This is a genomic window from Micromonospora sp. NPDC050695 (assembly GCF_040654415.1).
Taxonomy (GTDB): Bacteria; Actinomycetota; Actinomycetes; order Mycobacteriales; family Micromonosporaceae; genus Micromonospora.
Window position 1 is genome coordinate 18,733 of the sequence record NZ_JBFAHZ010000050.1, and the last position, 22,665, is coordinate 41,397.

Genomic DNA, 22,665 nt, shown 5'->3' on the forward strand with positions numbered 1-22,665 from the left:
GCGCCTGCTCAGGCACGGATCCCTGGCCGGCTCTCGTCCGCCGGGACCAGCAGCCCGACCAGTTCGACGTGCTGCGTCATCGGGAACAGGTCGAAGCCGCGCAGCGCGGCCAGCCGCCAGCCGAGGTCGGCGAACGTGCGGACGTCCCGGGCGAAGGCGGCCGGGTCACAGGCCACGTACGCGACGGCGCGCGGGCCGGCGGCGACGATGTCGCGCACCACCGGGGCGCCCGCGCCGGAGCGCGGTGGGTCGAGCACCACCACGTCGACCGGGCCGGTGATCCGGCGGCGGGCCAGCGCGGTCTCCACCCGGGCGGCGACCACCTCGACGTGGGGCAGGTCGGCCAGGTTGGCCCGGGCCGCGTCCACCCCGTCCCGGCTGGACTCGACCAGGGTGACCCGGGCGTCGCCGACCCGGCCGGCGAGGGCCGCGGCGAACAGCCCGGCGCCGCCGTAGAGGTCCCAGGCCACCTCGCCCGGGCGCGGGTCGAGCAGCTCCAGCACGGCCGTCGTGAGGGTGTCCGCCGCGGCGGGGTGCACCTGCCAGAAGGCGGACGCGGGCAGCGTCCAGTCCCGGCCGGCGGCCACCTCGCGGACCTCGGACGGCCCGCTCACCGGGGTGGACACACCGTCCCGGACCTGCGCGACGGTCACGTCGCCGCCGCTGCTGGCGACGGTCTCCACCGCCTCGGCGGCGGGCCAGAGCGCCCCGGTCGGGGTGAGCACCGGAAGCTGCTGGATGGCCGGGTGGGCGATCCGGCAACGGTCGATCGGCACCACCTCGTGCGAGCGGTGCTTGAGCAGCCCGGCCCGGTCCGCGGCATCCACCGCGTAGCGGACCCGCGAGCGCCAGCCGAGCAGGCCACCGGGCAGCGCCTCGACGCGGACGCCGAGCCGGTCCAGGTCGGCGTCGGTCAGCCCGCCGAGGCGGACCAGCTGCTCGCGCACCACGGCGGCCTTCCACGCCAGCTGGGCGTCCGGAGCGACGTGTTGCAGGTCACAGCCACCGCAGGCGCCCGGCTTCGCGTACGGGCAGGGTGGCTCGACCCGGTCCGGCGAGGCGTCCAGCACGGTCACCGCGTCGGCCCGGACGAACCCCCGGTGCACCTCGGTGACCTCGACGAGGACCCGTTCGCCGGGCAGGGCGTGCCGGACGAAGACCACCTGCCCGTCGACCCGGGCCACGCAGTGCCCGCCGGGCGCGACGGCGTCGACGGTGAGTTCGACGCGTTCCGCCTCGGCCAGCCCACGCTCCGGTGCCGCCGACGTCGCGGCAGCACCCACGCCCGCCTCAGTCACGGTCGGCCCCGCCCTGGCCACGGTCGACCGCGCCGCCGCCACCGGCCGGCGCGGAGACCACCGGCGGGACGTCCGGCGGCACCGGGCCGCGCAGGCCGATCCGTGGGCCACGCGCCGGGGTCCGGGACAACGTGGCGTCCAGCCGGTCCAGGTTCTTGCTCGCCGTCGAGGCGAGCTGCCACGGCACGCTGACCACCATCACCCCCGGTTCGAAGAGCAGGCGGCCCTTGAGACGCAGCGCGCTCTGGTTGTGCAGCAGGTTCTCCCACCAGCGGCCGACCACGTACTCCGGGATGAAGACGGTGACCACGTCCCGGGGCGACTTGCGGCGGGTGGAGGCGACGAAGTCCAGGATCGGGCGGGTGATCTCCCGGTACGGCGAGTCGATCACGGTGAGCGGGATGGCCATCTCCCGACGTTCCCACTCGGCCTGCAGAGCCCGGGTGTCCTCCTCGTCCACGTTGACCGTCACGGCGGTCAACGTGTCCGGCCGGGTGGCCCGGGCGTACGCGATGGCCCGCAGGGTCGGCTGGTGCAGCTTGCTGACCAGCACGATCGCGTGGTTGCGGGCGGGCAGCACGGCACGGCCCTCGTCCGGCGGGGTCAGTTCGACGGCGATCCGGTCGTAGTGCCGGCGGATGGCCAGCATCAACACGTAGATCACCGCCATGGCGGCGATCGCGATCCACGCGCCGAGCAGGAACTTGGTGATCAGGACGATCACCAGCACCGTGCCGGTCAGGCCCGTACCGAACGTGTTGATGGCCCGGGACCGCTGCATCCGGCGGCGCGCCTCGGGATCCCGTTCGGTCCGCAGGCGCCGGTTCCAGTGCCGGATCATGCCGGCCTGGGAGACGGTGAACGAGACGAAGACCCCGACGATGTAGAGCTGGATGAGCCGGGTCACCTCGGCCTGGAAGCCGACGATCAGCACGATCGCGAAGAGGGCGAGGAAGACGATGCCGTTGGAGAACGCCAGCCGGTCGCCCCGGGTGTGGAACTGGCGGGGCAGGTAGCGGTCCTGCGCGAGGATCGAGCCGAGCACCGGGAAGCCGTTGAAGGCGGTGTTCGCGGCCAGGAACAGGATCAGGGCGGTCACGCCGGCCACCACGTAGAGCAGGATCGACCCGGAGCCGAAGACCGTCTCGCCGAGCTGGGTGGTGACGGTCTTCTGCACGTACCCCTCGGGGCCGGAGACGATCTGCAGGGCCGGATCCTCGACGAACTGCAGGTGGGTGAGCCGGGCCAGCCAGATGATCCCGACCAGCATGCTCACCGAGATGCCGCCGAGCAGCAGCAGGGTGGTGGCGGCGTTACGGCTCTTCGGGGCCTTGAACGCCGGCACCCCGTTGGAGATCGCCTCGACGCCGGTGAGCGCGGCGGCGCCCGAACTGAACGTCCGCAGCAGCAGGAAGATGAGCGCGAAACCGGTCACGCTGTGCTCGGCCTGGATGACCAGATCGGCGCTCGGCGCGCGGAGGTCGTCACCCAGCACGAACACCCGGACCAGCCCGGTGAGCAGCATCCCGGCCATCACGATCACGAAGCCGTACGTCGGGATGGCGAACGCCGTGCCCGACTCGCGCAGACCGCGCAGGTTCACCGCGCTCAGCAGCACCACCGCGAGCACCGCGATGAGGACCTTGTGGGTGGCCACGAACGGCACCACCGAGCCGAGGTTGGCCACCCCGGAGGAGACCGACACCGCCACCGTGAGCACGTAGTCGACCAGCAGGGCACTGGCCACCCCGACACCGAACCGCGGGCCCAGGTTGACCGTGGCGACCTCGTAGTCACCTCCCCCGGAAGGGTAGGCGTGCACGTTCTGCCGGTAGCTGGCGACCACCGTGAGCATCACCACAACCACGGCCAGGGCGATCCACGGCGAGAAGACGTACGCGGAGGCGCCGGCGATGGAGAGGGTCAGCAGGATCTCGTCGGGCGCGTACGCGACGCTGGACAGCGCGTCGGAGGCGAAAACGGGCAGCGCGATGCGCTTTGGCAGGAGGGTGTGCTGCAGCCGGTCGGACCGGAACGGTCGACCGAGGAGCAGGCGCTTCAGTTGCGAAGTGGGACTGGCCACGAACGCCAAGGGTACGACCACCACGGTGGGAGCGTGGGGGTGGGCGATCGTGGCCGATCCGCGCGGCAGGGTACGGTCGGTCCCCGCTGGGCATCCGGACGTGGCAGGCTCGCACTCGTCAGGCCACCGGCAGCGGAGCGGTACGCACCTTGGGAGGGACAGCGTGCACGTCGTGATCATGGGCTGTGGCCGGGTCGGGTCGACCCTCGCCCACAGCCTGGAGTCCCGGGGGCACTCGGTGGCGGTGATCGACCAGGACGCCGACGCCTTCCGCCGGCTCGGCCCCGACTTCGCCGGGATCACGGTGACCGGGGCGGGCTTCGACGGCGAGGTGCTGCGGCAGGCCGGCATCGAGCGGGCGGACGCCTTCGCGGCCGTCTCCAGCGGCGACAACTCCAACATCATCTCGGCCCGGTTGGCCCGCGAGACGTTCGGCGTGTCCCGGGTGGCGGCCCGGATCTACGACCAGCGCCGGGCGCAGGTCTACGAGCGGCTGGGCATCCCGACCGTGGCGACGGTCCGTTGGACGGCCGACCGGATGCTGCGGCACCTCGTGCCGGAGGGCAACGTGGAGATCTTCCGCGACCCGACGAGCACCGTGTCGATCGTCGAGGTGCCCGTGCACAAGGACTGGATCGGCCGGCCGGTGCGCGTGCTGGAGGAGGCGTCCGGGGCGCGGGTGGCGTACCTGATCCGCTTCGGTATCGGCACGCTGCCCACCGCGTCCACCGTCGTGCAGGAGGGTGACCAGGTGTTCATGCTGGTCAGCGACGACATCGTGGTGACGGTCACGTCGGTGGCGGCGACGCCGCCGGAAGGGGGGCACTGAGCCATGCGGATCGCCATCGCGGGCGCCGGCAACGTGGGCCGCTCGATCGCCCAGGAGCTGATCGAGAATGGCCACCAGGTGATGCTGATCGAGCGCCAGCCGAAGATGCTGCGCCCGGACCGGGTGCCGGCCGCCGAATGGGTACTCGCCGACGCGTGCGAGGTGGCCAGCCTGGAGGAGGCCAACGTCGCCGGCTGTGACGTGGTCGTCGCGGCCACCGGTGACGACAAGACCAACCTGGTGCTGTCGCTGCTGGCCAAGACCGAGTTCGCGGTGCCCCGCGTGGTCGCCCGGGTCAACCGGGCCGAGAACGAGTGGCTCTTCACCGAGCAGTGGGGCGTGGACGTCGCGGTGAGCAAGCCGCGGGTGATGGCCGCGCTGGTCGAGGAGGCGGTCACCGTCGGCGACCTGGTCCGGCTCATGACGTTCCGGCAGGGCGAGGCCAACCTCGTCGAGATCACCCTGCCGCCGACCGCGCCCTACGTGGGTCAGCCCATCCACGCCGTGCCGCTGCCCCGCGACTCCGCGCTGGTGGCGATCCTGCGCGGCAAGCGGGTCCTGGTGCCCAGCCCGGACGACCCGATCGAGGCCGGGGATGAGCTGGTCTTCGTCTGCACCGCCGAGGTGGAGGACGAGGTCCGCGCGGTGATCCTCGGCCCGGACAGCGTCGAACGGACCCGCGGGGCGCGGTGAGCCCGCCCCCCGGGGCCGGCGGTGCGGGCCGCGCCGACGCTCAGGCGCCGGGCAGCGGGGTCGGTTGCGGCTCCCGGGTGACCCGGCGCACCGTCCAGACGGTGATCAAAAGCAGCAGCGCGTACGGCGGGTAGCCCAGGGCCAGCCGGGCCACGCCCAGCGCGGTGTCCTGGTGGGCCAGGTAGAGGCCGGCCTGCACGCCCACCTTGGCCAGCCAGACCACACCCCAGAGCACCGTCAGCTGGGTGAAGGTCCGCACCAGCTTCGGGTCGGTCCGCCACTCCGAGCGGCCCTTGGCGACCAGCACCGACCAGATCCAGCCGACGAGGGGCTGCCGGATGGCCGCCGAGATGAGCAGGGCCACGCCGTAGCCGATGCCGTAGAGGATGCCGGGGAGGTAGAAATCCCGTTCGTCGCCGGTACGCCAGGCGATGGCCGCGCCGACGCCGACGCCGAACAGGCCGTTGACCGCGTGCCGGATCGGCCGGCGCTGGGCCAGCCGCAGCACGGCGATCAACAGCGCGACGGCCACCGAGGCGATCACCGCGGGCCGCAGCTCGCCGATGATGTTGGCGAGGACGAAGACCACCACCGGGATGCTGGACTCGACCAGCCCCCGCCACCCGCCGAGCTGGTCGGCCATCTGCTCGGCGATCGTCGGCAGTCGCTCGTCGTCCTCGGAGCCGGTGTCCGGTTGTGCCGCCCGGTCCTGTCCCGTCGTCATCGCCGGCCTTCCGTCCGCAGCGCCGTCACTTCGGCGAATCCAGCTCGTAGTGCGGGTTGTAGATGACCTTGCGGTCGTCGCGCATCGCCACCCGGCCCCGCGCGGTCAGGTGCCGCCCCGGCTCGATCCCGGCGATGTGCCGCCGGCCCAGCCAGACCAGGGTGACGACGTCACTGCCGTCGTACAGGTCGGCCTCGAGGGTGGGCAGGTTGGTGCGCGGCGTGTAGACCACGGTGCGCAGCCGACCGGCGACCGAGACCACCTGGCCCCGGGAGCACATCTGGGCCGGGATGCCGCCGCACTCGGCGCTCTCCCGGCGCAGCTCCTGCGCGTCGATCTCGGCTTCGCTGGCGGTGAACCGTTGCAGGAGGCGCCGCAGCGACCCCCCACCCTCGTCGGTCATCATGACCTCCGCGTCACCCTCTCCACGCTCACCGGCCTCGACCGGCACTGGCCCGACCCCGGCGACGCCGGAACCGTGCCGCCAGCGTACGCCGACGGGGCCGGTTCCGGCGGGCCGGTGCGTGCCGGTCAGACCTGGCGTGGTTCGGCGGCGGGGGCGGAGCCGTCCTCGGCGCCCGCCTGGTCGGCGATCTCCCGGGGCAGCCGCAGCGGCAGCGGCTCGCGTACCGGCTTCGCCTCCTGCCCGCGGTCGACCACCAGGCCGTCCAGGCACTCGGCGAGCGGGCCGGCGGTGGCCGGATCGGTCGCCACCGGGCCCTGGAACACGCCACGGACCATCCAGCGCGGCCCGTCGACGCCGACGAACCGCAGGTTGGTCGGGCCGTCCGGGGTGCGCACCTGGGCGTGCAGCTCCGGGCCGTACTCGCCCTCGACCTCCTGGGCGGCGGCGCCGTCGCGCAGCAGCGACTGGCGGATCTCCTCGCGCACCTCGTCCCAGATCCCCTCGGACCGGGGGGCGGCGAAGACGCCGAGCTGCAGCGCGTTGTCCCCGTGCACCAGCACCACCTGCTGGACCACGCCCTGCGGGTCGGCCTGCACCCGCACCTCCACCTCGGCGATCGCCGGGATGTGCAGGCTGCCCAGGTCGAGACGCTGCACGTCGTCGTCGACCTCGGAGATGTCGTACGGGCCGCGCACCAGCGCCGACGCCGACCCCTCGGCGCCCTGGTCGAGGACCTCGGTGGTCCGCTCGTCGCGGGTCTGCCGCCCGGCACCGGCCCGCTTTCGGGAGAAGATCACTGCGCCCACCCTCCGCTGTTCACACTCACCCTGCCATCTCTTCCGTGCGCCCACGTCCGGGCTCGCCCGACCGCTGTTCGACCCGATCCTGACCAGCCGGCGACGGCTCCAGCCCGGCGTGTCCGCCGGTGGAACCGTGCCCGCCGGTCCCGCGTCGGGACCCGGGCAGCTCGGCCACCGGCTCGAACCGTGCCCGCGCGACCCGCTGGACCACGAGCTGCGCGATCCGGTCGCCGCGGGAGATCTTCGCCGGCGTGTCCCGATCATGATTGATCAGGTTGACCAGGATCTCACCCCGGTAGCCGGCGTCGACCGTACCGGGCGCGTTGAGCACCGTCACGCCGAGCCTCGCCGCCAGCCCGGAGCGGGGGTGGACCAGGCCCACGTACCCCTCCGGCAGCGCGATGGCGACGCCGGTGGGCACCAGGGCGCGGCCGCCGGGCGGCAGCTCCACGTCCGCGGCCGCCACCAGGTCGGCACCGGCGTCGCCGGGATGGGCGTACGTGGGCAGCGGCAGCTCGGCGTCGAGCTGCCGTACGGGCACGGGTACGACGTCGGTCACGGGTCCCTCTTCCGTCGGGTTCACGGGGTGACCCTGCCATCCTGCCGGTTGGCCGGGCCGCCGTGCGCCGTACCCTCGCAGGAGTGAGCATGTCGCCCTCCCCGTCCGCCGGTCAGCCGCCCGTGGCGGCCCGCACGGCGTACGCCGAACGGCTGGACCTGCCCTGGTGGCTGTGGCTGGTGGGGCTGGTGGCGGCCGCGCTGCTGGCCGTCGAGATCTGGATGGGCGGCTCCGGCGTGCGCGCCTGGCTGCCGTTCGCGGTGCTGCTGCCGGCCACCGCGGCCGGGTTGTGGTGGTTGGGCCGGATCCGGGTCGCGGTCGCCGACGGCGAGCTGCGGGTGGACGACGCCTGGTTGCCGGTGCGTTTCGTGGCCGACGTGGTCCCGTTGGACGCGGCCGGCCGTCGTGAGGTGCTCGGGGTGGGCGCCGACCCGCTCGCCTTCGTGGTGCAGCGACCGTGGATCGGCGGCGCCGTGCAGGTGGTCCTCGACGATCCGGCCGATCCGACCCCGTTCTGGGTGGTGAGCACCCGGCACCCGGTCGAGTTCGCCGAGGCGGTGCTGGCCGCGCGGGACGCCCTGCCGCTCACCGACCGTACGGCCGGCGAGCCGGGCTGATCCCGCGCCGCCGCCCGCTCAGGTGCCGGTGGGCGGGCCGGGCAGGGCCGGCGGTGGCGCCGGTCGGGCGATGCCGCGGCGCCGGAGGTCCACCTGGAGCTGCTCGGCCATCTGCTGAGTGGCCCGACGGTTGAGGAAGCTGGCCACCGCCGCGCCGGTGAGGAACGGTCCGAGGGTGGTGAGGTTGCGCCCGAAGCGCCGCAGCAGCATGTCCCGCAGTTCCTTGCGGGCGGCGGTGCCGAGCACCGCGCCCACCCCGACACCGGGCACCATCGGGTTGACCCCGCGCTGGGTGGCCCAGGAGTGCACCAGGGCGACCGCCCGCTGGCTGCCACCACCCGGCAGCGCCACGCCGTGGATCTCGTGCAGTTCGCCGACCAGCTTCAGCTCCACCGCCACCACGGCGACGGTCTCGGCGGCGAGCAGCACCGGCGCGGAGAGCAGGGTCGGTGCCACGGCCCACTCGACGGCGGCGACTCCCCCGCCGGCCGCGCCGATCGCGGCGGTGGTCCGTGACGCGTTGCGGATCAACCGCTCGGCCAGGGCGGCGTCGTCCAGCCCCGGAAAGTGTGCCCGCAGGGTGTCCAGGTCACGGACCGGCACGTGCGGGGCGATCTCGGCGACGGTGTCGACCATCCAGCGCACGGCGGCGCTGGGCTTGAACAGGTCGGCGATGCCCCGGGCGCGGGCCTGCCCCACCATGCGGGTGAGCAGTTGGCGGCGTCGGGCCGGCTCGATGTCGTCCGCGGTCAACGCGGCGACGGTGGCGCCGAGGTCGTCGGCGCCACCGTCGGTGGTCTCGCCTCGATCGCTCATGGGTCGAACCTCCCGGTGCTGTGGGCTACCCGTTACGAGTCAAGCAGGTACCCACCTGTGTCGCACGGCTACACCGGCAGCGGCGGCCCCGATCAGGAGGCCGCCGCTGGTGTCATGCGAGTCAGACGCACTCGCGGCAGATCAGCTCGCCGTTACGCTCGACCGCCAGCTGGCTGCGGTGGTGCACCAGGAAGCAGCGGGCGCACCGGAACTCGTCCTGCTGCATCGGTAGCACCTTGACCGTGAGCTCCTCGTCGGCCAGGTCGGCGCCGGGCAGCTCGAAGCTCTCGGCCACCTCGGCCTCGTCAACGTCCACCGCGCCCGACTGTGAGTCGACGCGCCGGGCCTTGAGCTCTTCCAGGCTGTCCTCGCCGAGGTCGACCTCGTCGCGACGCGGGGCGTCGTAGTCGGTGGCCATCGGTTTCACTCTCCCATATCGATGTTGTCGCTTCCCGGTTGTAACGCCGGACGACGCTGTTTCGGTTCCGTTGGCCGGCCACCACTTGTGTCGGGCACCCGACCCGGGGACCGAACGGGTCGAGCCCGCTGGGGCGACTCCCCTGCGAGCGCGGAACCTTACCCCCCCTTGGGCGAGGCATGTATACCGCCCTTGCGGCCTAGATGTACGCCCCCGCACGCGAAGTTGTTCCCAATGTGACTCAGGCGACACGAAGATAGGGGTAGTAGTACCCGCTTCGCGGTCGCCGCGCCGGCATGTCGGACTGTTTCCACGCGACGGCCGGACAACCGTTAACCTCAGCGGCGTATTCGACGGCCGGCGGTCAGAGATCGTTGCCACCCACCTGACGTCCCGGGGAGTGCCCTGATGAGTTTTGCGCGAGTGCGAGCCCTCGTCGTCGTCGGCCTGTTGGCGGTCATCGCCCTGGTCTTCGTCGTCGTGGCCGTGGTCCGCGACAGCCAGGGCGGGGCGGGCACCGCCGCGGGCTGCCCCGAGGGCTGGCCGCTGGCGGACCTGACCCTGCGCGAGCGCAAGGACGTGAAAATCAACGTCTACAACGCCACGAACCAGCCCGGCCTCGCCCGCACGGTCGCCGACGAGTTCAGCAACCGGCAGTTCCAGGTCAAGAAGACCGCAAACGAGAAGAAGCAGGTCGACGGCATCGCGGTGCTGCGGTACGGCCCGAAGGGCGTCGGCTCGGCGCACCTGCTCCAGGCGTACTTCCTCAACAACGCCGACCCGGGCTACGACGAGAAGCGCACCGACGACACGGTGGACGTGGTGCTGGGCAACGGCTTCCAGCAGTTGGCCACCACCACCGAGGTCAACCAGTCGCTCGGCGACTCGGGCGCGCCGGAGGCGCCCAAGGGCACCTGCCCGATGCCGGCCAAGAAGTAGCCGCTCAGGGGCCACCCGCGGCGTCCAGGTCGTCCAGGCGGTCGTGCAGCGGGGCGAAGAGGGCCTCCGGGGCCGCGAGCACCAGGTCCGGGCCGGCCGGCCGGCCCCGCAGGCCGGCCACCCGCAGGCCCGCCTCGCTCGCCACCAGGCCGCCGGCGGCCTGGTCCCAGGCCGCCAGACCCTTTTCGAAGTACGCGTCGACGCGCCCCTCGGCGGCCAGGCAGAGATCCAGGGCGGCGGCGCCGAGTCGCCGGATGTCCCGCACGTGACCGATGAGCCCGGCGACCACCCGGGCCTGGTGCGACCGGCGGGCGGCGTCGTACCCGAAGCCGGTGGCGACCAGCGCCTGCCCCAGGTCGGTCTCGGTCGAGCAGCGCAACCGCTGCCCCGCCCGCCAGGCGCCGCCGCCGACGGTGGCCGTCCACTCCTCGCCGGTGAACACGTTGCGCACCACTCCGGCGACCACCACGCCGTCGACCTCGGCGGCCAGCGAGACCGCGCAGTGCGGCAACCCGTACAGGTAGTTGACCGTGCCGTCGATCGGGTCGACGATCCAGCGCACCCCGCCGCCGGTCGGGCCGGTGGCACCTCCACCGTTCTCCTCGCCGTACTCCTCACCCAGCACCGGGTCGTCGGGGCGGAGCGTGGCCAGCGCGTCGAGAACCTGCCGCTCGACCGCCCGGTCGGCGGCGGTGACCACGTCGGTGCGGGTGCTCTTGGTCGCGGCGACCACGACCCCCTCGCCCCGCATCCGGTACGCGGTGTCGGCCGCCTTCCGGGCCACGTCGATCGCGATCGTGAGCAGTTCCTGCGGCGTCGGCGTCGAGCCGGTCATGGTTGTCCCTTTCCACACGTCAGCGTCCGCGCGCCATATGGCCGGCATGTCCGGTTTGTGTTGGTAATGTGCGCTAGGTGCTCAGCTCTCCGACCCCGTCCACGGCGCACCGGCCCGTTCCACCGCGATCCACCTGCGACCATCGCGCTCCGCACCCGAACCGCCACCACCCCAGAACCGTCCGTGCTGGTCAACCGGCACCTCGGGCCCGGTCCGCCCGCGGCCGGCCACGACGACGGAGGCCCCACGCGCCGTACGCGAGTATCATCCTTACTAAGTCCACATCAGCGCCGAATCGGCGGTCTCACCGCCGTTACGCAGTGCGGCGCAGGATGATCGCCGCAGTCGGCGTTACAATTCACCCCTGCCCACGCGCCACGGACCGCCGACCACCGGCCGGCCCGGGACACGGGGGCCCCTCAACCACATCGCCCGGCCCGGTTGACCCATGCTGTGCCGGACGACCCGGCCGTGCCCGCTCTTCGCCTCCGGAAGGTCATTCGTGACAGAACCCCGCCAGACCGGCGCCGACGTTCGCTCGCTCACCGACACCCTGATCGCCCACGCGCAGAGCGCCGGTGGTCAGCTCACGTCGGCCCAGCTCGCGCGCACCGTCGAGTCCGCCGAGGTGACTCCGGCCCAGGCCAAGAAGATCCTGCGGGCGCTCTCCGAGGCGGGAGTGACCGTAGTGGTGGACGGCTCGGCGAGCACCCGCCGCCGGGTCGCCGCGGCCCGCTCCACGACGCCGGCGTCCCGGGCCACCACCGCCAAGACCACCAAGAAGGCCGCCGCGCCCGCGCCGAAGCAGGCGCCCGCCTCCGACGAGGCGCCGTCGGCGCCCGCCCCCCGCAAGGCGGCCCCCCGCAAGGTCGCCGGCAGCACCGCCGAGGTCGCCGCCGCCTCGCCGGCGAAGGCGACCAAGTCGACCCGGGCCACCAAGGCGACCGTCGCCGCGGCCGCCGGCGCCAAGCCGGCCAAGGTCGCCGGCAAGGCCAAGGGCGAGGGTGCCGACGGCGAGATCGACCCCGAGGAACTCGCCGCCACCATCGAGGACGTGGTCGTCGAGGAGCCGGCCGAGCTGGCCCAGGCCGCCGAGACCGACGCCGCCGCCTCCGCCACCGACAACGACTTCGAGTGGGACGACGAGGAGTCCGAGGCGCTCAAGCAGGCCCGGCGCGACGCCGAGCTGACCGCCTCCGCCGACTCGGTCCGCGCGTACCTGAAGCAGATCGGCAAGGTCCCGCTGCTCAACGCCGAGCAGGAGGTGGAGCTGGCCAAGCGCATCGAGGCCGGGCTCTACGCCGCCGAGCGGCTGCGCGCGGCCGACGAGGGCGAGGAGAAGCTCGTCCGGGAGATGGTCCGCGACCTGGGCTGGATCTCCCGCGACGGCGAACGCGCCAAGAACCACCTGCTGGAGGCCAACCTCCGCCTCGTCGTCTCCCTCGCGAAGCGGTACACGGGTCGCGGCATGGCCTTCCTCGACCTCATCCAGGAGGGCAACCTCGGCCTGATCCGGGCCGTGGAGAAGTTCGACTACACCAAGGGCTACAAGTTCTCCACGTACGCCACCTGGTGGATCCGGCAGGCCATCACCCGCGCCATGGCCGACCAGGCCCGCACCATCCGCATCCCGGTGCACATGGTGGAGGTCATCAACAAGCTCGGCCGCATACAGCGCGAGCTGCTCCAGGACCTGGGCCGCGAGCCCACGCCGGAGGAGCTGGCCAAGGAGATGGACATCACACCCGAGAAGGTGCTGGAGATCCAGCAGTACGCTCGGGAGCCCATCTCGCTGGACCAGACCATCGGCGACGAGGGCGACAGCCAGCTCGGTGACTTCATCGAGGATTCCGAGGCCGTGGTCGCGGTCGACGCCGTCTCGTTCTCACTCCTGCAGGACCAGCTCCAGCAGGTGTTGCAGACGCTCTCCGAGCGTGAGGCGGGTGTCGTACGCCTGCGTTTCGGCCTGACCGACGGTCAGCCGCGGACGCTCGACGAGATCGGCCAGGTCTACGGGGTGACCCGGGAGCGGATCCGGCAGATCGAGTCCAAGACGATGTCCAAGCTGCGTCACCCGTCCCGGTCGCAGGTTCTCCGGGATTACCTGGACTGAGCGGGTTTCGTCAACCGAACGTGTCGTTTTGACCACCTGGTGTGCAACACCAGATGGTGATCGTCCGGATGCACGAATGTGATCGTTGACGTGGCACCCTGGGTGCACGGCACACTGTCCCTGCCATGTGTGACCTCGGTCCCCCGCGGGCACACAGGGAAGGCAAGGCCCGGCACGGGTGTTGCACGATAGGTGAGCAACGACCGAAGAGATTGTTCATCGGTGACGACCAGAGGAGGAAGGCGATGACCCCGACCCTCACGCCGCCGCCCGAGACGGTGGCGCCCCCAGCCGCCGATGAACGGTGCGACCGCTGCAATGCTGCCGGGAAGCTCCGGATCACTCTGGCGGGTGGGAGCGAGCTGGTGTTCTGTGGGCACCACGCGAACAAGTACGCGGAGGATCTCGTGAAGATCACCGAGCGGTTCGCAACGGAGCCCGATTTCAGCTGGCGTGGTGCCGATCTGATGGCGAACTAAATCCGCAAACCGACATAGCCGACCGGAGGCACCCTCTGGGTGTCTCCGGTCGGCTTTTTCTGTCCGAACGTCGCACGCCCGCGCCCCAGCGCCCAGCAGACAGACCCCGTGATCCACTCGGTTTCGTGGAAGTCGCGGTATCCACGCCTGATGGATACCGCGACTTCCATGGAGTCGAGTGGATCAACGCCGGATGGGGACGGCGGGGTGGGCGGGTCTAGAGGGTCTGGACGGTGGCGATGCGTTCCTCAAGCTGCTCGATCGTGGCCTGGGCGCTGGGCGGGCCGCCGCAGAGCCGGCGCAACTCGGCGTGGATCTTGCCGTGGGGTTGGCCGGTGCGGTGGTGCCGGGCGGCCACGAGGGCGTTCAGTTGGCGCCGGAGCGCCACACGGCGCTGGGCGGCACTCAGAGGTGCCGGCGGCGCCACGGTGGGCGCAGCGGCCGGCTGAGCGGCCCGCTCGGCGGTACGGCGGCGCTGGGCGGCGAGTTGGGCGGCCTGCCGTTTGGTCAGCAGCAGCGAAACCTGGTCGGCGGTGAGCAGCCCGGGGAGGCCGAGGTACTCCTCCTCCTCGGGGGTGCCGGCCTGGGCGGCGGTGCCGAACGACGCGCCGTCGAAGATCACCTGATCCAGCTCGGCGGTGGCGGAGAGCGCGGCGAACCGCTTCTCCAACTCCCCGCTGGCCTGGTCGTCGCGCTGCGCCCGCTCCAGCAGGTCGTCGTCGAGGCCGTCGGAGTCCTTGGGTTTACCGAGCACGTGGTCCCGCTCGGTCTCCATCTCGCTGGCCAGGCCGAGCAGGTGCGGCACGCTGGGCAGGAACACCGACGCGGTCTCCCCGGGTCGGCGGGCCCGGACGAAGCGGCCAATCGCCTGCGCGAAGTAGAGCGGCGTGCTGGCGCTGGTGGCGTAGACGCCGACCGCGAGCCGGGGGATGTCCACCCCCTCGGACACCATCCGCACCGCGACGAGCCACCGCTGGTCGGACGCCGCGAACGTCGCGATCCGCGCGGACGCACCCTGGTCGTCGGAGAGGACAACGGCGGCGTTCTCGCCGGTCACCTGCGCGATCAGCTTGGCGTACGAGCGGGCGGTCTGCTGATCGGTGGCGATGATCAGGCCACCGGCGTCGGGCATACCCGCGTTGCGCAGCACGGTGAGTCGGGCGTCGGCGGCCCGCAGGACCTGCGGCATCCAGTCCCCGGCCGGGTCCAGGGCGGTACGCCACGCCTGCGCCACCAGGTCCTGGGTCATCGGCTCACCGAGCCGGGCCGCCAGCTCGTCCCCGGCGTTGGTCCGCCACCGGGTCTCCCCGGAGTACGCCAGGAACAGCACGGGCCGGACGACGCCGTCGCGCAGGGCGTCGGCGTAGCCGTACACCGAGTCGGCCCGGGAGCGGAGCAGCCCGTCACCGCCGCGCTCGTAGCTGACGAACGGGATCGGGTTGTCGTCGGAGCGGAACGGCGTCCCGGTGAGCATCAGCCGGCGTACGGCGGGTTCGAAGGCGGCCTTCACCCCGTCTCCCCAGGAGCGGGAGTCGCCGGCGTGGTGGATCTCGTCGAGGATGACCAGGGTGCGTCGGGTCATGGTGCGCCGCCGGTGCACCTGCGGGGCCATTCCCACCTGGGCGTACGTGATGACCGCGCCGTGGAAGTCGGCCGCGGAGTGCACGTCGGCGTTGCGGAACGCGGCGTCGAGCTGGATGCCCACCCGGGCGGCGGCTTGCGCCCACTGGCTCTTCAGGTGCTCGGTCGGTGCGACCACGGTGACCGCCTCGACGGTGCCGTCGGCGAGCAGTTCCGCGGCGATCCGCAGGGCGAAGGTGGTCTTGCCGGCGCCCGGTGTGGCGACGGCGGTGAAGTCCTCGGTGCGCCGGCGCAGGTACTCCACCAGGGCCTTGCGCTGCCAGGCGCGTAGTGCCGGGAACGTCTCGAGCACCGGCGTCCGGGCTGCCACGCGAAGCTCCTCTCCGACCGCACGATGGCGGACCCCGGGCGAGGGCCACGAGTACCGCCGCCCATGAAAACGCCTCCGCGCAGTAGCTGCCGCGAAGGCCGACTCAGCATAACCAGCGCGGGCCCCACAGCCCAGGCGACGCCACGCTGGTCACATCCGTCACCCCTGTAGTACCGGCCTCACCACTCCGGGTCACCGGTGCGTGGTGGTCGCAGCGTCGCCACCGGCGCGGACCAGCGACGGCGCAGCGCGACCAGACGCAGCCCGAAGACCAGCACGGCGGCCGCGGTGAGCGGCGCCGGCCCGGTCCGCCCGGCGACATACAGCAGCACCACCGCGACCGAACCGGTCAGCGCGGCCACCGCGTAGATCTCCCGGCGCAGCACCACCGGGATCTCGGCGGTGAGCAGGTCCCGGGCGAGCCCGCCGCCGATCGCGGTGAGCATGCCGATCAGGCAGGCGCCGACGGCCGGCACCCGGGCGTCGAGCGCCTTGAGCGTGCCGGTCACGGTGAACAGCGCGAGGCCCGCCGCGTCCAGCACCAGCACGGTGGTGCGCAGTCGGGCCAGCTGCGGGTGCAGCCAGAAGACGGCGAGTGCGGTGACCGCGGCGGTGCCCGCGTACCGCCAGTCGGCGAAGGCCAGCGGCGGCACCTCGTCGATGGCCAGGTCGCGGAAGATCCCACCGCCGAGGGCGGCCACGAAGCCGACGAAAGCGACGCCGAACAGGTCCAGTCGCTTGGCCACCGCCGCCGAGGCCCCGGAGGCGGCGAAGACCGCCACCCCGGTGAGGTCGGCGAGGAGCAGGGCGGTGGAGGTGGTCACCGCCGCAGGCTACGTCGCCGGCCGGGTCGCCGGCCGGGCTTCACTCGCGGTACGAGTCGTAGATCTCCTTGCACTTGGGGCAGACCGGCGAACCGGGCTTGGCGGCCTTGGTGACCGGGAAGGTCTCGCCGCAGAGAGCGACGACGAAGGTGCCCATGACGGCACTCTCGGCGATCTTCTCCTTGCGGACGTAGTGGAACATCTCGGGACCGGTGTCGGCGTCCTTCAGCTCCGGACGCTCGAGAACCTCTGTGCTCACGTCTGCACCTCCAACCGTCAAGTTTGGCAGGTCATCACGGCCGGGTCCACTTGAGGCCGGCGCGGGCTCGACCCCGTACCGTGCCCGGTGTGACTGACTTTCGCATCAGCTACGGGACCGAGGTGGGCGACGCCCTGCGCGACGGCCGTCCCGTGGTCGCCCTGGAGAGCACCATCGTCTCGCACGGCCTGCCCCGGCCGGAGAACCTGCGCGTGGCCAGGGAGATCGAGCAGACGGTCCGGGACGCGGGAGCCGTCCCGGCGACGATCGGCATGGTCGGTGGCGAGCTGGTGGTCGGTCTGGACGACGCCCAGCTGACCCAGCTGGCCACCGTCGACGGAGTGAGCAAACTCTCCGTCCGCGACCTGGCGGTGGCCGCCGCGACCGGCGCGGACGGCGCCACCACGGTTGCCGCGACCAGTGCCGTGGCCGCCGCCGCCGGGATCGGGGTGTTCGCCACCGGTGGACTCGGCGGGGTGCACCGGGAGGCGACGCACACCTTCGACGAGTCGGCGGACCTGATCACCCTGGCCCAGACGCCGATCGCGGTGGTCTGCGCCGGGGTCAAGTCGATCCTCGACGTGGGGGCGACGCTGGAGCGGTTGGAGACCCTCGGGGTCGCCGTGGTCGGCTACCGCACCCGCCGCTTCCCCGGCTTCTACCTGACCGACGGCGGCTTCGACCTGGACTGGTCGCTGGAGTCGCCGGAGCAGGTCGCCGACGTGCTCGCCGCCCGCGACGGACTGGCCGTGCACACCGGCGGCCTGATCGTCGCCAACCCGCTGCCGGTGGACGAGCAGCTCGACCCGGAGCTGCACGACCGGACCCTGACCGACGGTCTGGCCCGGCTGGAGCGCGACGGGGTCACCGGCAAGGCCGTCACCCCGTACCTGCTGGCGCACTTCCACTCGGCCACCGAGGGCGCGAGCCTCGCGGTGAACGTCCGGATCATCCTGCGCAACGCCGACCTGGCCGCGCGGATCGCGGTCGCCTCGGCCGCCCGCACCACCGCCGTTCCGGCATGACCCGAGCGGCCCGGGTGGTCGTCGTCGGGGACCTGCTCACCGACGTGGTCGCGGTGCTGGCCGGGCCGCTCGCGGCGGGTTCGGACACCTCCGCCGAGATCAGCTTCGGTGGTGGCGGGCAGGCGGCCAACACCGCCGCCTGGATCGCCGCGCAGGGGGTGCCGGTCACGCTCGTCGGCGCGGTCGGCGACGACGAGGCGGGGCGGGAGCGGGTGGCCGAACTCGACCGGGCGGGCGTCGACTGCGCGGTGCAGCGCGTCGAGGACGCCCCCACCGGCACGGTGATCGTGCTGGCCGGCGACGCTGAGCGCACCATGGTCACCCAGCGGGGCGCGAACCTGCGGTTGAGCGCCGAGCACGTCGAGGCGGCCCTCGCGGCGGCGCCCGACGCCGGGCATCTGCACCTGTCCGCGTACACCCTGTTGGACGCCGGGTCGCGCGGCGCGGGCCTGCGGGCGTTGGCCGCCGCCCGCGAGCGCGGGCTCACCACCAGCGTCGACGCGGCGTCCGCGGCGCCGCTGCGGCGGGTCGGCCCGGCGGCGTTCCTGGCCTGGGTACGCGACGTCGACCTGCTGCTGGTCAACGTGGACGAGGCCACGGTGCTGGCCGGTGGGCTGGACCCGGCGGCGCAGGGGCGGGCGCTGTCGGCGACGGCCCGGCGGGTCGTGGTGAAGCGCGGCGCGGCGGGCGCGGTCTGGGTGGACCGGGGCGCGGTGGTCAGCGTGGCCGCGGTCCGGCGGGTGGCGGTGGTGGACGTCACCGGGGCGGGCGACGCCTTCGCGGCCGGTCTGCTCACCGCCTGGCTCGCCGGCGCCACCCCGACGGCGGCGATGGGCCGCGCCACCGACCTGGGCGCGCTGGCCGTCTCCACCGCTGGCGCACGGCCACAGCCGTGAGTGTGCGAACCCTGGCCCGCGCGGCGCGGGTCAGGGTTCGACGTCGATGACCTTGTGCGGGCGCTCCTCGGCGGTGAGGCTCATCGGCGGGGTGTCGTCCCGCTGGCGCCGGTGGAACCGGTTGGCCAGCCGGTGCTCCTCCTTGGGCGGCCGGTCGTTGGCCAGCAGCACCGCCAACCACGGGATGAGCACCATGCCGAGGGCGCACAGGGGCAGCCAGAGCCACAGCAGTGGGGCGTTCGCGCCGACCAGGATCGCGCCGGCGACGATGCAGGCCACCCGGATGCCCATCATCAGGACATAGCGGCGCTGACGGCTGGTGAGCTGATCGTGCTGGCTGCGCGAGGCGTCGGTGATCAGAATCGGCTGGTATGCCTGCCGCTTCACCATGGACCTCCTCGAGGGGGATACACCTCATCCTGTCACCGTGCGGCCGTGATCAGCGAACTTCGACTCATCCCGGCGCGTGTTACGCGCGTGGTACGCTGCGCGATGTGGGCAGCAGGTTCAGCTTCACCGACGAGGCGTTGGCCAACCTGAGGGTCTACGACGTCACACCCGGGGAAGTCTGGGAGGCGCTGCACAGCGCCCGACGGGTGATCCGCCACCTGGGCGACGACGTGATGGTGGTCTACGCCGCCGCCCGCCGGGGCCGCCGACTGGCGGTGCTGCTCGCCGAGGCCGATGGCACCGACAACGACTGGGACATCCTCTCCGCCCGTGAGCTGAGCGACGTCGAGTCCAAGCGCTACGACGAGGCCGTGCGGAGACATCGCCGATGAGGAGGCCGTGACGATGCACCGTAACGACGCGACCAAGCAGTTCCACAACGGCGACGACCGCATCGCCGACCTGATCGACGACAGCCCGGCGGTGGACCTGCCCACCCCCGACACCGACGTGCCGATGGTGAGCCGATCGGTGCGGCTGCCACTGGACACCTACGAGCGGGTACGCGCCGCCGCCGACGCCCGGGGCATCGGCGTCACCACGCTGATGCGGCAGTGGATCGAGGCCGGCCTGGCCGACCTGGACGACTCCGCCACCGTGTCGCTCGCCGACGTCCGGCGCGCGCTGGCCTCGCTGGCCCACCCGACCGCCGCCTGAGCGACCGGGTCAGCCCTTCGCGGCCTTCGCCGCCGCCTTGGCCTGCTGCTTGAACTCCCGCACCCGGCGCAGCGACTCGGCGTCGGTGACGTCGGCCACCGACCGGTACGCGCCCGGGTCGCCGTACCCGCCGGCCGCCTCCCGCCAGTCCTGCGGGGTCACCCCGAACCGCTTGCCGAGCAGCGCCACGAAGATCTGCGCCTTCTGCTTACCGAAGCCGGGCAGCTCGGAGACCCGGCGCAGCAGCTGCGGCCCGTCGGCGACCTCCGACCAGAGCAGCGCCGCGTCGCCGTCGTAGCGGTCCACCAGAACCTGACACACCTCCTGCACCCGGGCGGCCATCGCCTTCGGGAACCGATGCAGCGCGGGAGGCTCGGCGAACAGCGCGACGAGCGCCTCCGGGTCGTACCCGGCCAACTCCGCCGCGTCCAGGTCGTGGCCGAGTCGCCGGGTGAGCACGTACGGCGACGAGAACGCCTTCTCCATCGGCACCTGCTGGTCGAGAACCATGCCGAGGAGCAGAGCCAGCGGGCTGCGCTCCAGCAGCCGGTTGGCCTCCGGGTCGATGGGCAGCACAAGCGTCATGGGCACCATCCTGCCCGTTCGCTCGGTCGGGGGTGAGAAACAGCCCTGACGTCGGCAGGTTTCGTCGGCCGCGTAGCTGGGACTGGAGACATGTTGCCGATACTGTCGGTGAGTCCTTGGAGGGAGGTAACCGTGCCTAGCCTGGAGAGGCCCCGCGTCGAGTACCGCACGCCAGAGGATCTGGTGCGTGACGTCACCGCCGGACTGGTGCGGATCCCGCCATTCCAGCGATCCTTCAAATGGGAAGCGGCGGACATCGTCCGACTTTTCGACAGTCTGTTACGCGGCTTCCCGATCGGAAACCTGCTGCTGTGGCGGCGTCCGGCGCCGGCGCAACGCCTCCAGGTCGGCCCGCTGGAAGTTGTGGCACCCGAGACGGCCGCAGCTCTTTGGGTCGTCGACGGCCAGCAGCGCATCGTCTCTCTCGTTGGTGCTCTGACCCGGGCGGACCGCTCGGTCGACCCGCGGTTCCGGGTCCATCTCGACCTAGACGCGGGCGAGTTTCACACTATCGGCAACCGTCAACGGCCGCCGCGTTCCTGGGTACCGGTCAGCTCCCTGCTGGACACTGCGGTCCTGCTGCGGTGGATGCGGGACAACTCCGAGTGGCTTTCCGAGGATCAACTCGCCCTCGCTGATCAGGCAGCAAAGGCGATACGCGAGTACCAGATTCCGACATACATCGTTCACTCGGCGGATGAGGAGGCCCTCCTCGAAATCTTCACCCGGATGAACACCACAGGGAAGCGGCTCACCAAGTCCGAAGTCTTTCAGGCGTTGCACACCGGTGCCGTCGGTGACGAGTTGAGCAGCTTGCATGGCCTCGGCCAGGTTCCGGCCACGCTCGGGTTCGGAACGCTCGACGACCGGCTGGCCTTGCGCTGCGTCCTTGCGTATCGGGGTGGCGACATCTTCCGAGAGGATTTCCGGCAGGAGTTCGGCCCTCAGGACGACCCGGCGGAGACGCTGCGGGAGGTGGCCGCACGGCTGCGGGAGGCTGTCGAATTTCTGCGCGGCGATTGCGGCATCCCGCACATTAGACTCTTGCCCTACTCACATGTACTGCCGATCCTGGTCCGGTTCGTTCGATTGCACGGAGCACCGGCCGGCCGACCAGCGACCTTGCTGCGACGCTGGGTCTGGCGCAGTGCCGTCGCGGGCACACGAGCCCGTGGGATTAGCGTTGCCGACGTCCGCAATCAGGTGGAATCGGTTGATGCACCCGACGCGCTGACGGCTGCGTCCAACGTGTTGCGGCAGGTGCAATCCTTCCCCGACTTCTCGGCGGAGTTGGACAAGGTCCACTTCAATCATGCGATGACCAAACTCAACACTCTTGGACTGCTCTCGGCCGAGCCACGCGATCTCGACAGCGGCGAGATCATCGACATCTCCCGGCTATTGGAACAGGGCAGTCCGTTACGGCCGCTGCTGCCCGACAGCAGCGGCTCCGCCCTGGGTACGATCGCCAACCGTTTCGTGCTTCCCCCCGGGGAACGCGTCACCCGCTCAGCCCTCGTGGACGCCTCCGCGGCCGTCGCGGCCAGCCACCTGATCACCGATGACGCCCGGCGTCTGGCACTGCGCGACGACTGGGCCGGTTTCCTGGAGATGCGGGCTCAGGAGTGCTCCCGGACCATCACCGGCCACGTCAATCGGATGGCCGAGTGGGGGGCGCGAGACGGACGATCACTCACGGACATACTGCGAACGGCCGCGTGACATGACCGGAACAACAGCCGAGGTGCGGCTACACGGACGGCGGGTCGGCGAACTTCAGTTTCACCAGGGTGGGTCCGAATTCATCTACGACGATGACCTCTCCTCGCCCAATCACCGGGTTCTCGGCCAGATCTTCGAGGACGATCCCCGGTCGATCCGACGCGCCCGGGTCGGTCTGACCCCCTGGTTCGCCAACCTGCTGCCCGAGGGCGCTCTGCGTCGCCAGATCGTTCGTGAACTCGGAGGCGGCAGAGTAGGAGACTTCACCCTGCTCCTCAGAGTGGGCAGCAACCTGCCGGGTGCCGTCACCGTGCACGCCGACAGCGAGCCAGAGGACGACTTTCCTCCGGAGACGGGTCAGCTCGACCATCCGCTGCGCCACTCGTTGGCCGGTGTGCAGCTCAAATATTCGATCTCGACCGACCGACTCGCCGTACCGGTGAGCGGACAGGGCGGTTGGTGGATCGTGAAGCTGCCCGACCAGAGTCTGCGTGACTTGCCCGCCAACGAATACCTGACGATGAGCTGGTTGGCTGCAGCCGGATTCCCGGTGCCGGCGGTGCATCTCCTGCGGGCGGATGAGGTCAAGGGTCAATGCCACGTAGCTTAAGTTGATCATGTTGTGTGGGGTCGAAGACGGTAGATGTGAACGGTGGCTGGGTCTGGGTGGCGGATGCTGGCCGGCTC

Annotated in this window: 26 protein-coding genes; 12 read left to right on the forward strand and 14 right to left on the reverse strand. The window is 71.8% G+C overall.

The window, feature by feature from the left end; genetic code table 11:
• Positions 1–8 precede the first annotated feature (8 nt).
• Together AB0H52_RS26210 and AB0H52_RS26215 are read right to left on the reverse strand one after the other, a co-directional pair.
• Positions 9–1,298, reverse strand: a complete 1,290-nt coding sequence (locus tag AB0H52_RS26210; RefSeq protein WP_225854586.1) for a TRAM domain-containing protein — start codon at positions 1,296–1,298, stop codon at positions 9–11.
• Positions 1,291–3,381 carry an APC family permease gene (locus AB0H52_RS26215; RefSeq protein WP_151490743.1) on the reverse strand — a complete coding sequence of 697 codons (2,091 nt, stop codon included), beginning with the start codon at positions 3,379–3,381 and terminating at the stop codon, positions 1,291–1,293. Before AB0H52_RS26215 ends, AB0H52_RS26210 begins: the two co-directional genes overlap by 8 nt.
• 163 nt (positions 3,382–3,544) lie before the next feature.
• Here AB0H52_RS26215 and AB0H52_RS26220 point away from each other — a divergent pair, with 163 nt between their 5' ends.
• Both AB0H52_RS26220 and AB0H52_RS26225 read left to right on the forward strand, forming a co-directional pair.
• Positions 3,545–4,210: a TrkA family potassium uptake protein gene (locus AB0H52_RS26220; protein WP_151490744.1), complete on the forward strand. Its 666-nt coding sequence runs from the start codon at positions 3,545–3,547 to the stop codon at positions 4,208–4,210.
• A 3-nt stretch (positions 4,211–4,213) separates the two neighbouring features.
• Entirely contained in the window at positions 4,214–4,903 is a 690-nt protein-coding gene (locus AB0H52_RS26225; protein ID WP_151490745.1) for a TrkA family potassium uptake protein, read from the forward strand.
• A gap of 40 nt (positions 4,904–4,943) precedes the next feature.
• Here AB0H52_RS26225 and AB0H52_RS26230 read toward each other — a convergent pair whose 3' ends face one another.
• The 4 genes from AB0H52_RS26230 to dut all read right to left on the reverse strand — a co-directional run bounded on the left by AB0H52_RS26230 (position 4,944) and on the right by dut (position 7,392).
• Positions 4,944–5,627, reverse strand: coding sequence for a DUF3159 domain-containing protein (locus AB0H52_RS26230; RefSeq protein WP_151490746.1), 684 nt, complete (start codon positions 5,625–5,627; stop codon positions 4,944–4,946).
• A 25-nt stretch (positions 5,628–5,652) separates the two neighbouring features.
• Entirely contained in the window at positions 5,653–6,033 is a 381-nt protein-coding gene (locus AB0H52_RS26235) for an OB-fold nucleic acid binding domain-containing protein (RefSeq protein ID WP_151490763.1), read from the reverse strand.
• Positions 6,034–6,158: 125 nt separating this feature from the next.
• Complete coding sequence (locus tag AB0H52_RS26240; RefSeq protein WP_151490747.1) at positions 6,159–6,830, reverse strand: DUF3710 domain-containing protein; 672 nt, start codon at positions 6,828–6,830, stop codon at positions 6,159–6,161.
• A gap of 25 nt (positions 6,831–6,855) precedes the next feature.
• Positions 6,856–7,392, reverse strand: a complete 537-nt coding sequence (gene dut, locus AB0H52_RS26245) for a dUTP diphosphatase (RefSeq protein WP_151490748.1) — start codon at positions 7,390–7,392, stop codon at positions 6,856–6,858.
• A gap of 89 nt (positions 7,393–7,481) precedes the next feature.
• Here dut and AB0H52_RS26250 point away from each other — a divergent pair, with 89 nt between their 5' ends.
• The gene (locus tag AB0H52_RS26250) at positions 7,482–8,009 is read left to right on the forward strand and encodes a DUF3093 domain-containing protein (RefSeq protein ID WP_151490764.1); all 528 of its coding nucleotides are present in this window, start codon (positions 7,482–7,484) and stop codon (positions 8,007–8,009) included.
• A gap of 18 nt (positions 8,010–8,027) precedes the next feature.
• Here AB0H52_RS26250 and AB0H52_RS26255 read toward each other — a convergent pair whose 3' ends face one another.
• Together AB0H52_RS26255 and AB0H52_RS26260 are read right to left on the reverse strand one after the other, a co-directional pair.
• Complete coding sequence (locus AB0H52_RS26255) at positions 8,028–8,825, reverse strand: hypothetical protein (protein ID WP_357950703.1); 798 nt, start codon at positions 8,823–8,825, stop codon at positions 8,028–8,030.
• Between the two features lie 121 nt (positions 8,826–8,946).
• A complete protein-coding gene (locus tag AB0H52_RS26260; protein WP_007075406.1) occupies positions 8,947–9,243 on the reverse strand; it encodes a DUF4193 domain-containing protein in 297 nt (98 codons plus the stop codon).
• A 423-nt stretch (positions 9,244–9,666) separates the two neighbouring features.
• On the opposite strand from AB0H52_RS26260, the gene AB0H52_RS26265 reads away from it, so the two are divergent.
• Positions 9,667–10,182 carry a LytR C-terminal domain-containing protein gene (locus AB0H52_RS26265; protein WP_192580328.1) on the forward strand — a complete coding sequence of 172 codons (516 nt, stop codon included), beginning with the start codon at positions 9,667–9,669 and terminating at the stop codon, positions 10,180–10,182.
• Between the two features lie 4 nt (positions 10,183–10,186).
• On the opposite strand, the gene AB0H52_RS26270 is transcribed toward AB0H52_RS26265, so the two are convergent.
• Positions 10,187–11,017, reverse strand: a complete 831-nt coding sequence (locus tag AB0H52_RS26270; RefSeq protein WP_151490751.1) for an inositol monophosphatase family protein — start codon at positions 11,015–11,017, stop codon at positions 10,187–10,189.
• Positions 11,018–11,519: 502 nt separating this feature from the next.
• Between AB0H52_RS26270 and AB0H52_RS26275 the strand changes: the two genes are divergently transcribed.
• Both AB0H52_RS26275 and AB0H52_RS26280 read left to right on the forward strand, forming a co-directional pair.
• Positions 11,520–13,130: an RNA polymerase sigma factor gene (locus AB0H52_RS26275; protein WP_151490752.1), complete on the forward strand. Its 1,611-nt coding sequence runs from the start codon at positions 11,520–11,522 to the stop codon at positions 13,128–13,130.
• Positions 13,131–13,375: 245 nt separating this feature from the next.
• On the forward strand, positions 13,376–13,609 hold the full coding sequence (locus AB0H52_RS26280; RefSeq protein WP_030337431.1) for a hypothetical protein: 234 nt from the start codon (positions 13,376–13,378) through the stop codon (positions 13,607–13,609).
• A 217-nt stretch (positions 13,610–13,826) separates the two neighbouring features.
• On the opposite strand, the gene AB0H52_RS26285 is transcribed toward AB0H52_RS26280, so the two are convergent.
• From AB0H52_RS26285 to AB0H52_RS26295, 3 genes are all read right to left on the reverse strand, one after another.
• On the reverse strand, positions 13,827–15,560 hold the full coding sequence (locus AB0H52_RS26285) for a DEAD/DEAH box helicase (RefSeq protein ID WP_151490753.1): 1,734 nt from the start codon (positions 15,558–15,560) through the stop codon (positions 13,827–13,829).
• Positions 15,561–15,739: 179 nt separating this feature from the next.
• Positions 15,740–16,384, reverse strand: a complete 645-nt coding sequence (locus tag AB0H52_RS26290) for a trimeric intracellular cation channel family protein (protein WP_151490754.1) — start codon at positions 16,382–16,384, stop codon at positions 15,740–15,742.
• Positions 16,385–16,424: 40 nt separating this feature from the next.
• Positions 16,425–16,643 carry a DUF3039 domain-containing protein gene (locus tag AB0H52_RS26295; protein WP_007456912.1) on the reverse strand — a complete coding sequence of 73 codons (219 nt, stop codon included), beginning with the start codon at positions 16,641–16,643 and terminating at the stop codon, positions 16,425–16,427.
• An 89-nt stretch (positions 16,644–16,732) separates the two neighbouring features.
• Here AB0H52_RS26295 and AB0H52_RS26300 point away from each other — a divergent pair, with 89 nt between their 5' ends.
• On the forward strand, positions 16,733–17,668 hold the full coding sequence (locus AB0H52_RS26300) for a pseudouridine-5'-phosphate glycosidase (protein WP_151490755.1): 936 nt from the start codon (positions 16,733–16,735) through the stop codon (positions 17,666–17,668).
• Positions 17,665–18,564 (forward strand): carbohydrate kinase family protein, encoded by a 900-nt coding sequence (locus AB0H52_RS26305; protein WP_151490756.1) that lies wholly within the window; start codon positions 17,665–17,667, stop codon positions 18,562–18,564. The genes AB0H52_RS26300 and AB0H52_RS26305 overlap by 4 nt, the downstream gene beginning before the upstream one ends.
• A gap of 30 nt (positions 18,565–18,594) precedes the next feature.
• On the opposite strand, the gene AB0H52_RS26310 is transcribed toward AB0H52_RS26305, so the two are convergent.
• Positions 18,595–18,954: a DUF3099 domain-containing protein gene (locus tag AB0H52_RS26310; protein ID WP_192580325.1), complete on the reverse strand. Its 360-nt coding sequence runs from the start codon at positions 18,952–18,954 to the stop codon at positions 18,595–18,597.
• Positions 18,955–19,058: 104 nt separating this feature from the next.
• Here AB0H52_RS26310 and AB0H52_RS26315 point away from each other — a divergent pair, with 104 nt between their 5' ends.
• Together AB0H52_RS26315 and AB0H52_RS26320 are read left to right on the forward strand one after the other, a co-directional pair.
• Positions 19,059–19,346 carry a hypothetical protein gene (locus tag AB0H52_RS26315; protein ID WP_151490758.1) on the forward strand — a complete coding sequence of 96 codons (288 nt, stop codon included), beginning with the start codon at positions 19,059–19,061 and terminating at the stop codon, positions 19,344–19,346.
• Positions 19,347–19,359: 13 nt separating this feature from the next.
• The gene (locus AB0H52_RS26320; RefSeq protein ID WP_151490765.1) at positions 19,360–19,671 is read left to right on the forward strand and encodes a hypothetical protein; all 312 of its coding nucleotides are present in this window, start codon (positions 19,360–19,362) and stop codon (positions 19,669–19,671) included.
• 9 nt (positions 19,672–19,680) lie between these two features.
• Here the strand turns inward: AB0H52_RS26320 and AB0H52_RS26325 are convergent, their stop codons facing one another.
• Positions 19,681–20,265: an HhH-GPD-type base excision DNA repair protein gene (locus AB0H52_RS26325; protein WP_151490759.1), complete on the reverse strand. Its 585-nt coding sequence runs from the start codon at positions 20,263–20,265 to the stop codon at positions 19,681–19,683.
• Between the two features lie 123 nt (positions 20,266–20,388).
• On the opposite strand from AB0H52_RS26325, the gene AB0H52_RS26330 reads away from it, so the two are divergent.
• Both AB0H52_RS26330 and AB0H52_RS26335 read left to right on the forward strand, forming a co-directional pair.
• Positions 20,389–21,978, forward strand: a complete 1,590-nt coding sequence (locus tag AB0H52_RS26330) for a DUF262 domain-containing protein (protein WP_192580326.1) — start codon at positions 20,389–20,391, stop codon at positions 21,976–21,978.
• A gap of 1 nt (position 21,979) precedes the next feature.
• Entirely contained in the window at positions 21,980–22,588 is a 609-nt protein-coding gene (locus AB0H52_RS26335; protein ID WP_192580327.1) for a HipA N-terminal domain-containing protein, read from the forward strand.
• Positions 22,589–22,665 lie beyond the last annotated feature (77 nt).

Excerpts from the sequence above, each read along its gene's own strand:
- AB0H52_RS26260 (WP_007075406.1), bottom strand. The coding sequence starts at position 9,243 with ATGGCCACCGACTACGACGCCCCGCGTCGCGACGAGGTCGACCTCGGC.
- AB0H52_RS26230 (WP_151490746.1), bottom strand. The coding sequence starts at position 5,627 with ATGACGACGGGACAGGACCGGGCGGCACAACCGGACACCGGCTCCGAG.
- AB0H52_RS26225 (WP_151490745.1), top strand. The coding sequence starts at position 4,214 with ATGCGGATCGCCATCGCGGGCGCCGGCAACGTGGGCCGCTCGATCGCC.
- AB0H52_RS26270 (WP_151490751.1), bottom strand. The coding sequence starts at position 11,017 with ATGACCGGCTCGACGCCGACGCCGCAGGAACTGCTCACGATCGCGATC.
- AB0H52_RS26310 (WP_192580325.1), bottom strand. The coding sequence starts at position 18,954 with ATGGTGAAGCGGCAGGCATACCAGCCGATTCTGATCACCGACGCCTCG.
- AB0H52_RS26320 (WP_151490765.1), top strand. The coding sequence starts at position 19,360 with ATGCACCGTAACGACGCGACCAAGCAGTTCCACAACGGCGACGACCGC.
- AB0H52_RS26255 (WP_357950703.1), bottom strand. The coding sequence starts at position 8,825 with ATGAGCGATCGAGGCGAGACCACCGACGGTGGCGCCGACGACCTCGGC.
- AB0H52_RS26305 (WP_151490756.1), top strand. The coding sequence starts at position 17,665 with ATGACCCGAGCGGCCCGGGTGGTCGTCGTCGGGGACCTGCTCACCGAC.
- AB0H52_RS26325 (WP_151490759.1), bottom strand. The coding sequence starts at position 20,265 with ATGGTGCCCATGACGCTTGTGCTGCCCATCGACCCGGAGGCCAACCGG.
- AB0H52_RS26250 (WP_151490764.1), top strand. The coding sequence starts at position 7,482 with ATGTCGCCCTCCCCGTCCGCCGGTCAGCCGCCCGTGGCGGCCCGCACG.
- AB0H52_RS26335 (WP_192580327.1), top strand. The coding sequence starts at position 21,980 with ATGACCGGAACAACAGCCGAGGTGCGGCTACACGGACGGCGGGTCGGC.
- AB0H52_RS26235 (WP_151490763.1), bottom strand. The coding sequence starts at position 6,033 with ATGATGACCGACGAGGGTGGGGGGTCGCTGCGGCGCCTCCTGCAACGG.
- AB0H52_RS26280 (WP_030337431.1), top strand. The coding sequence starts at position 13,376 with ATGACCCCGACCCTCACGCCGCCGCCCGAGACGGTGGCGCCCCCAGCC.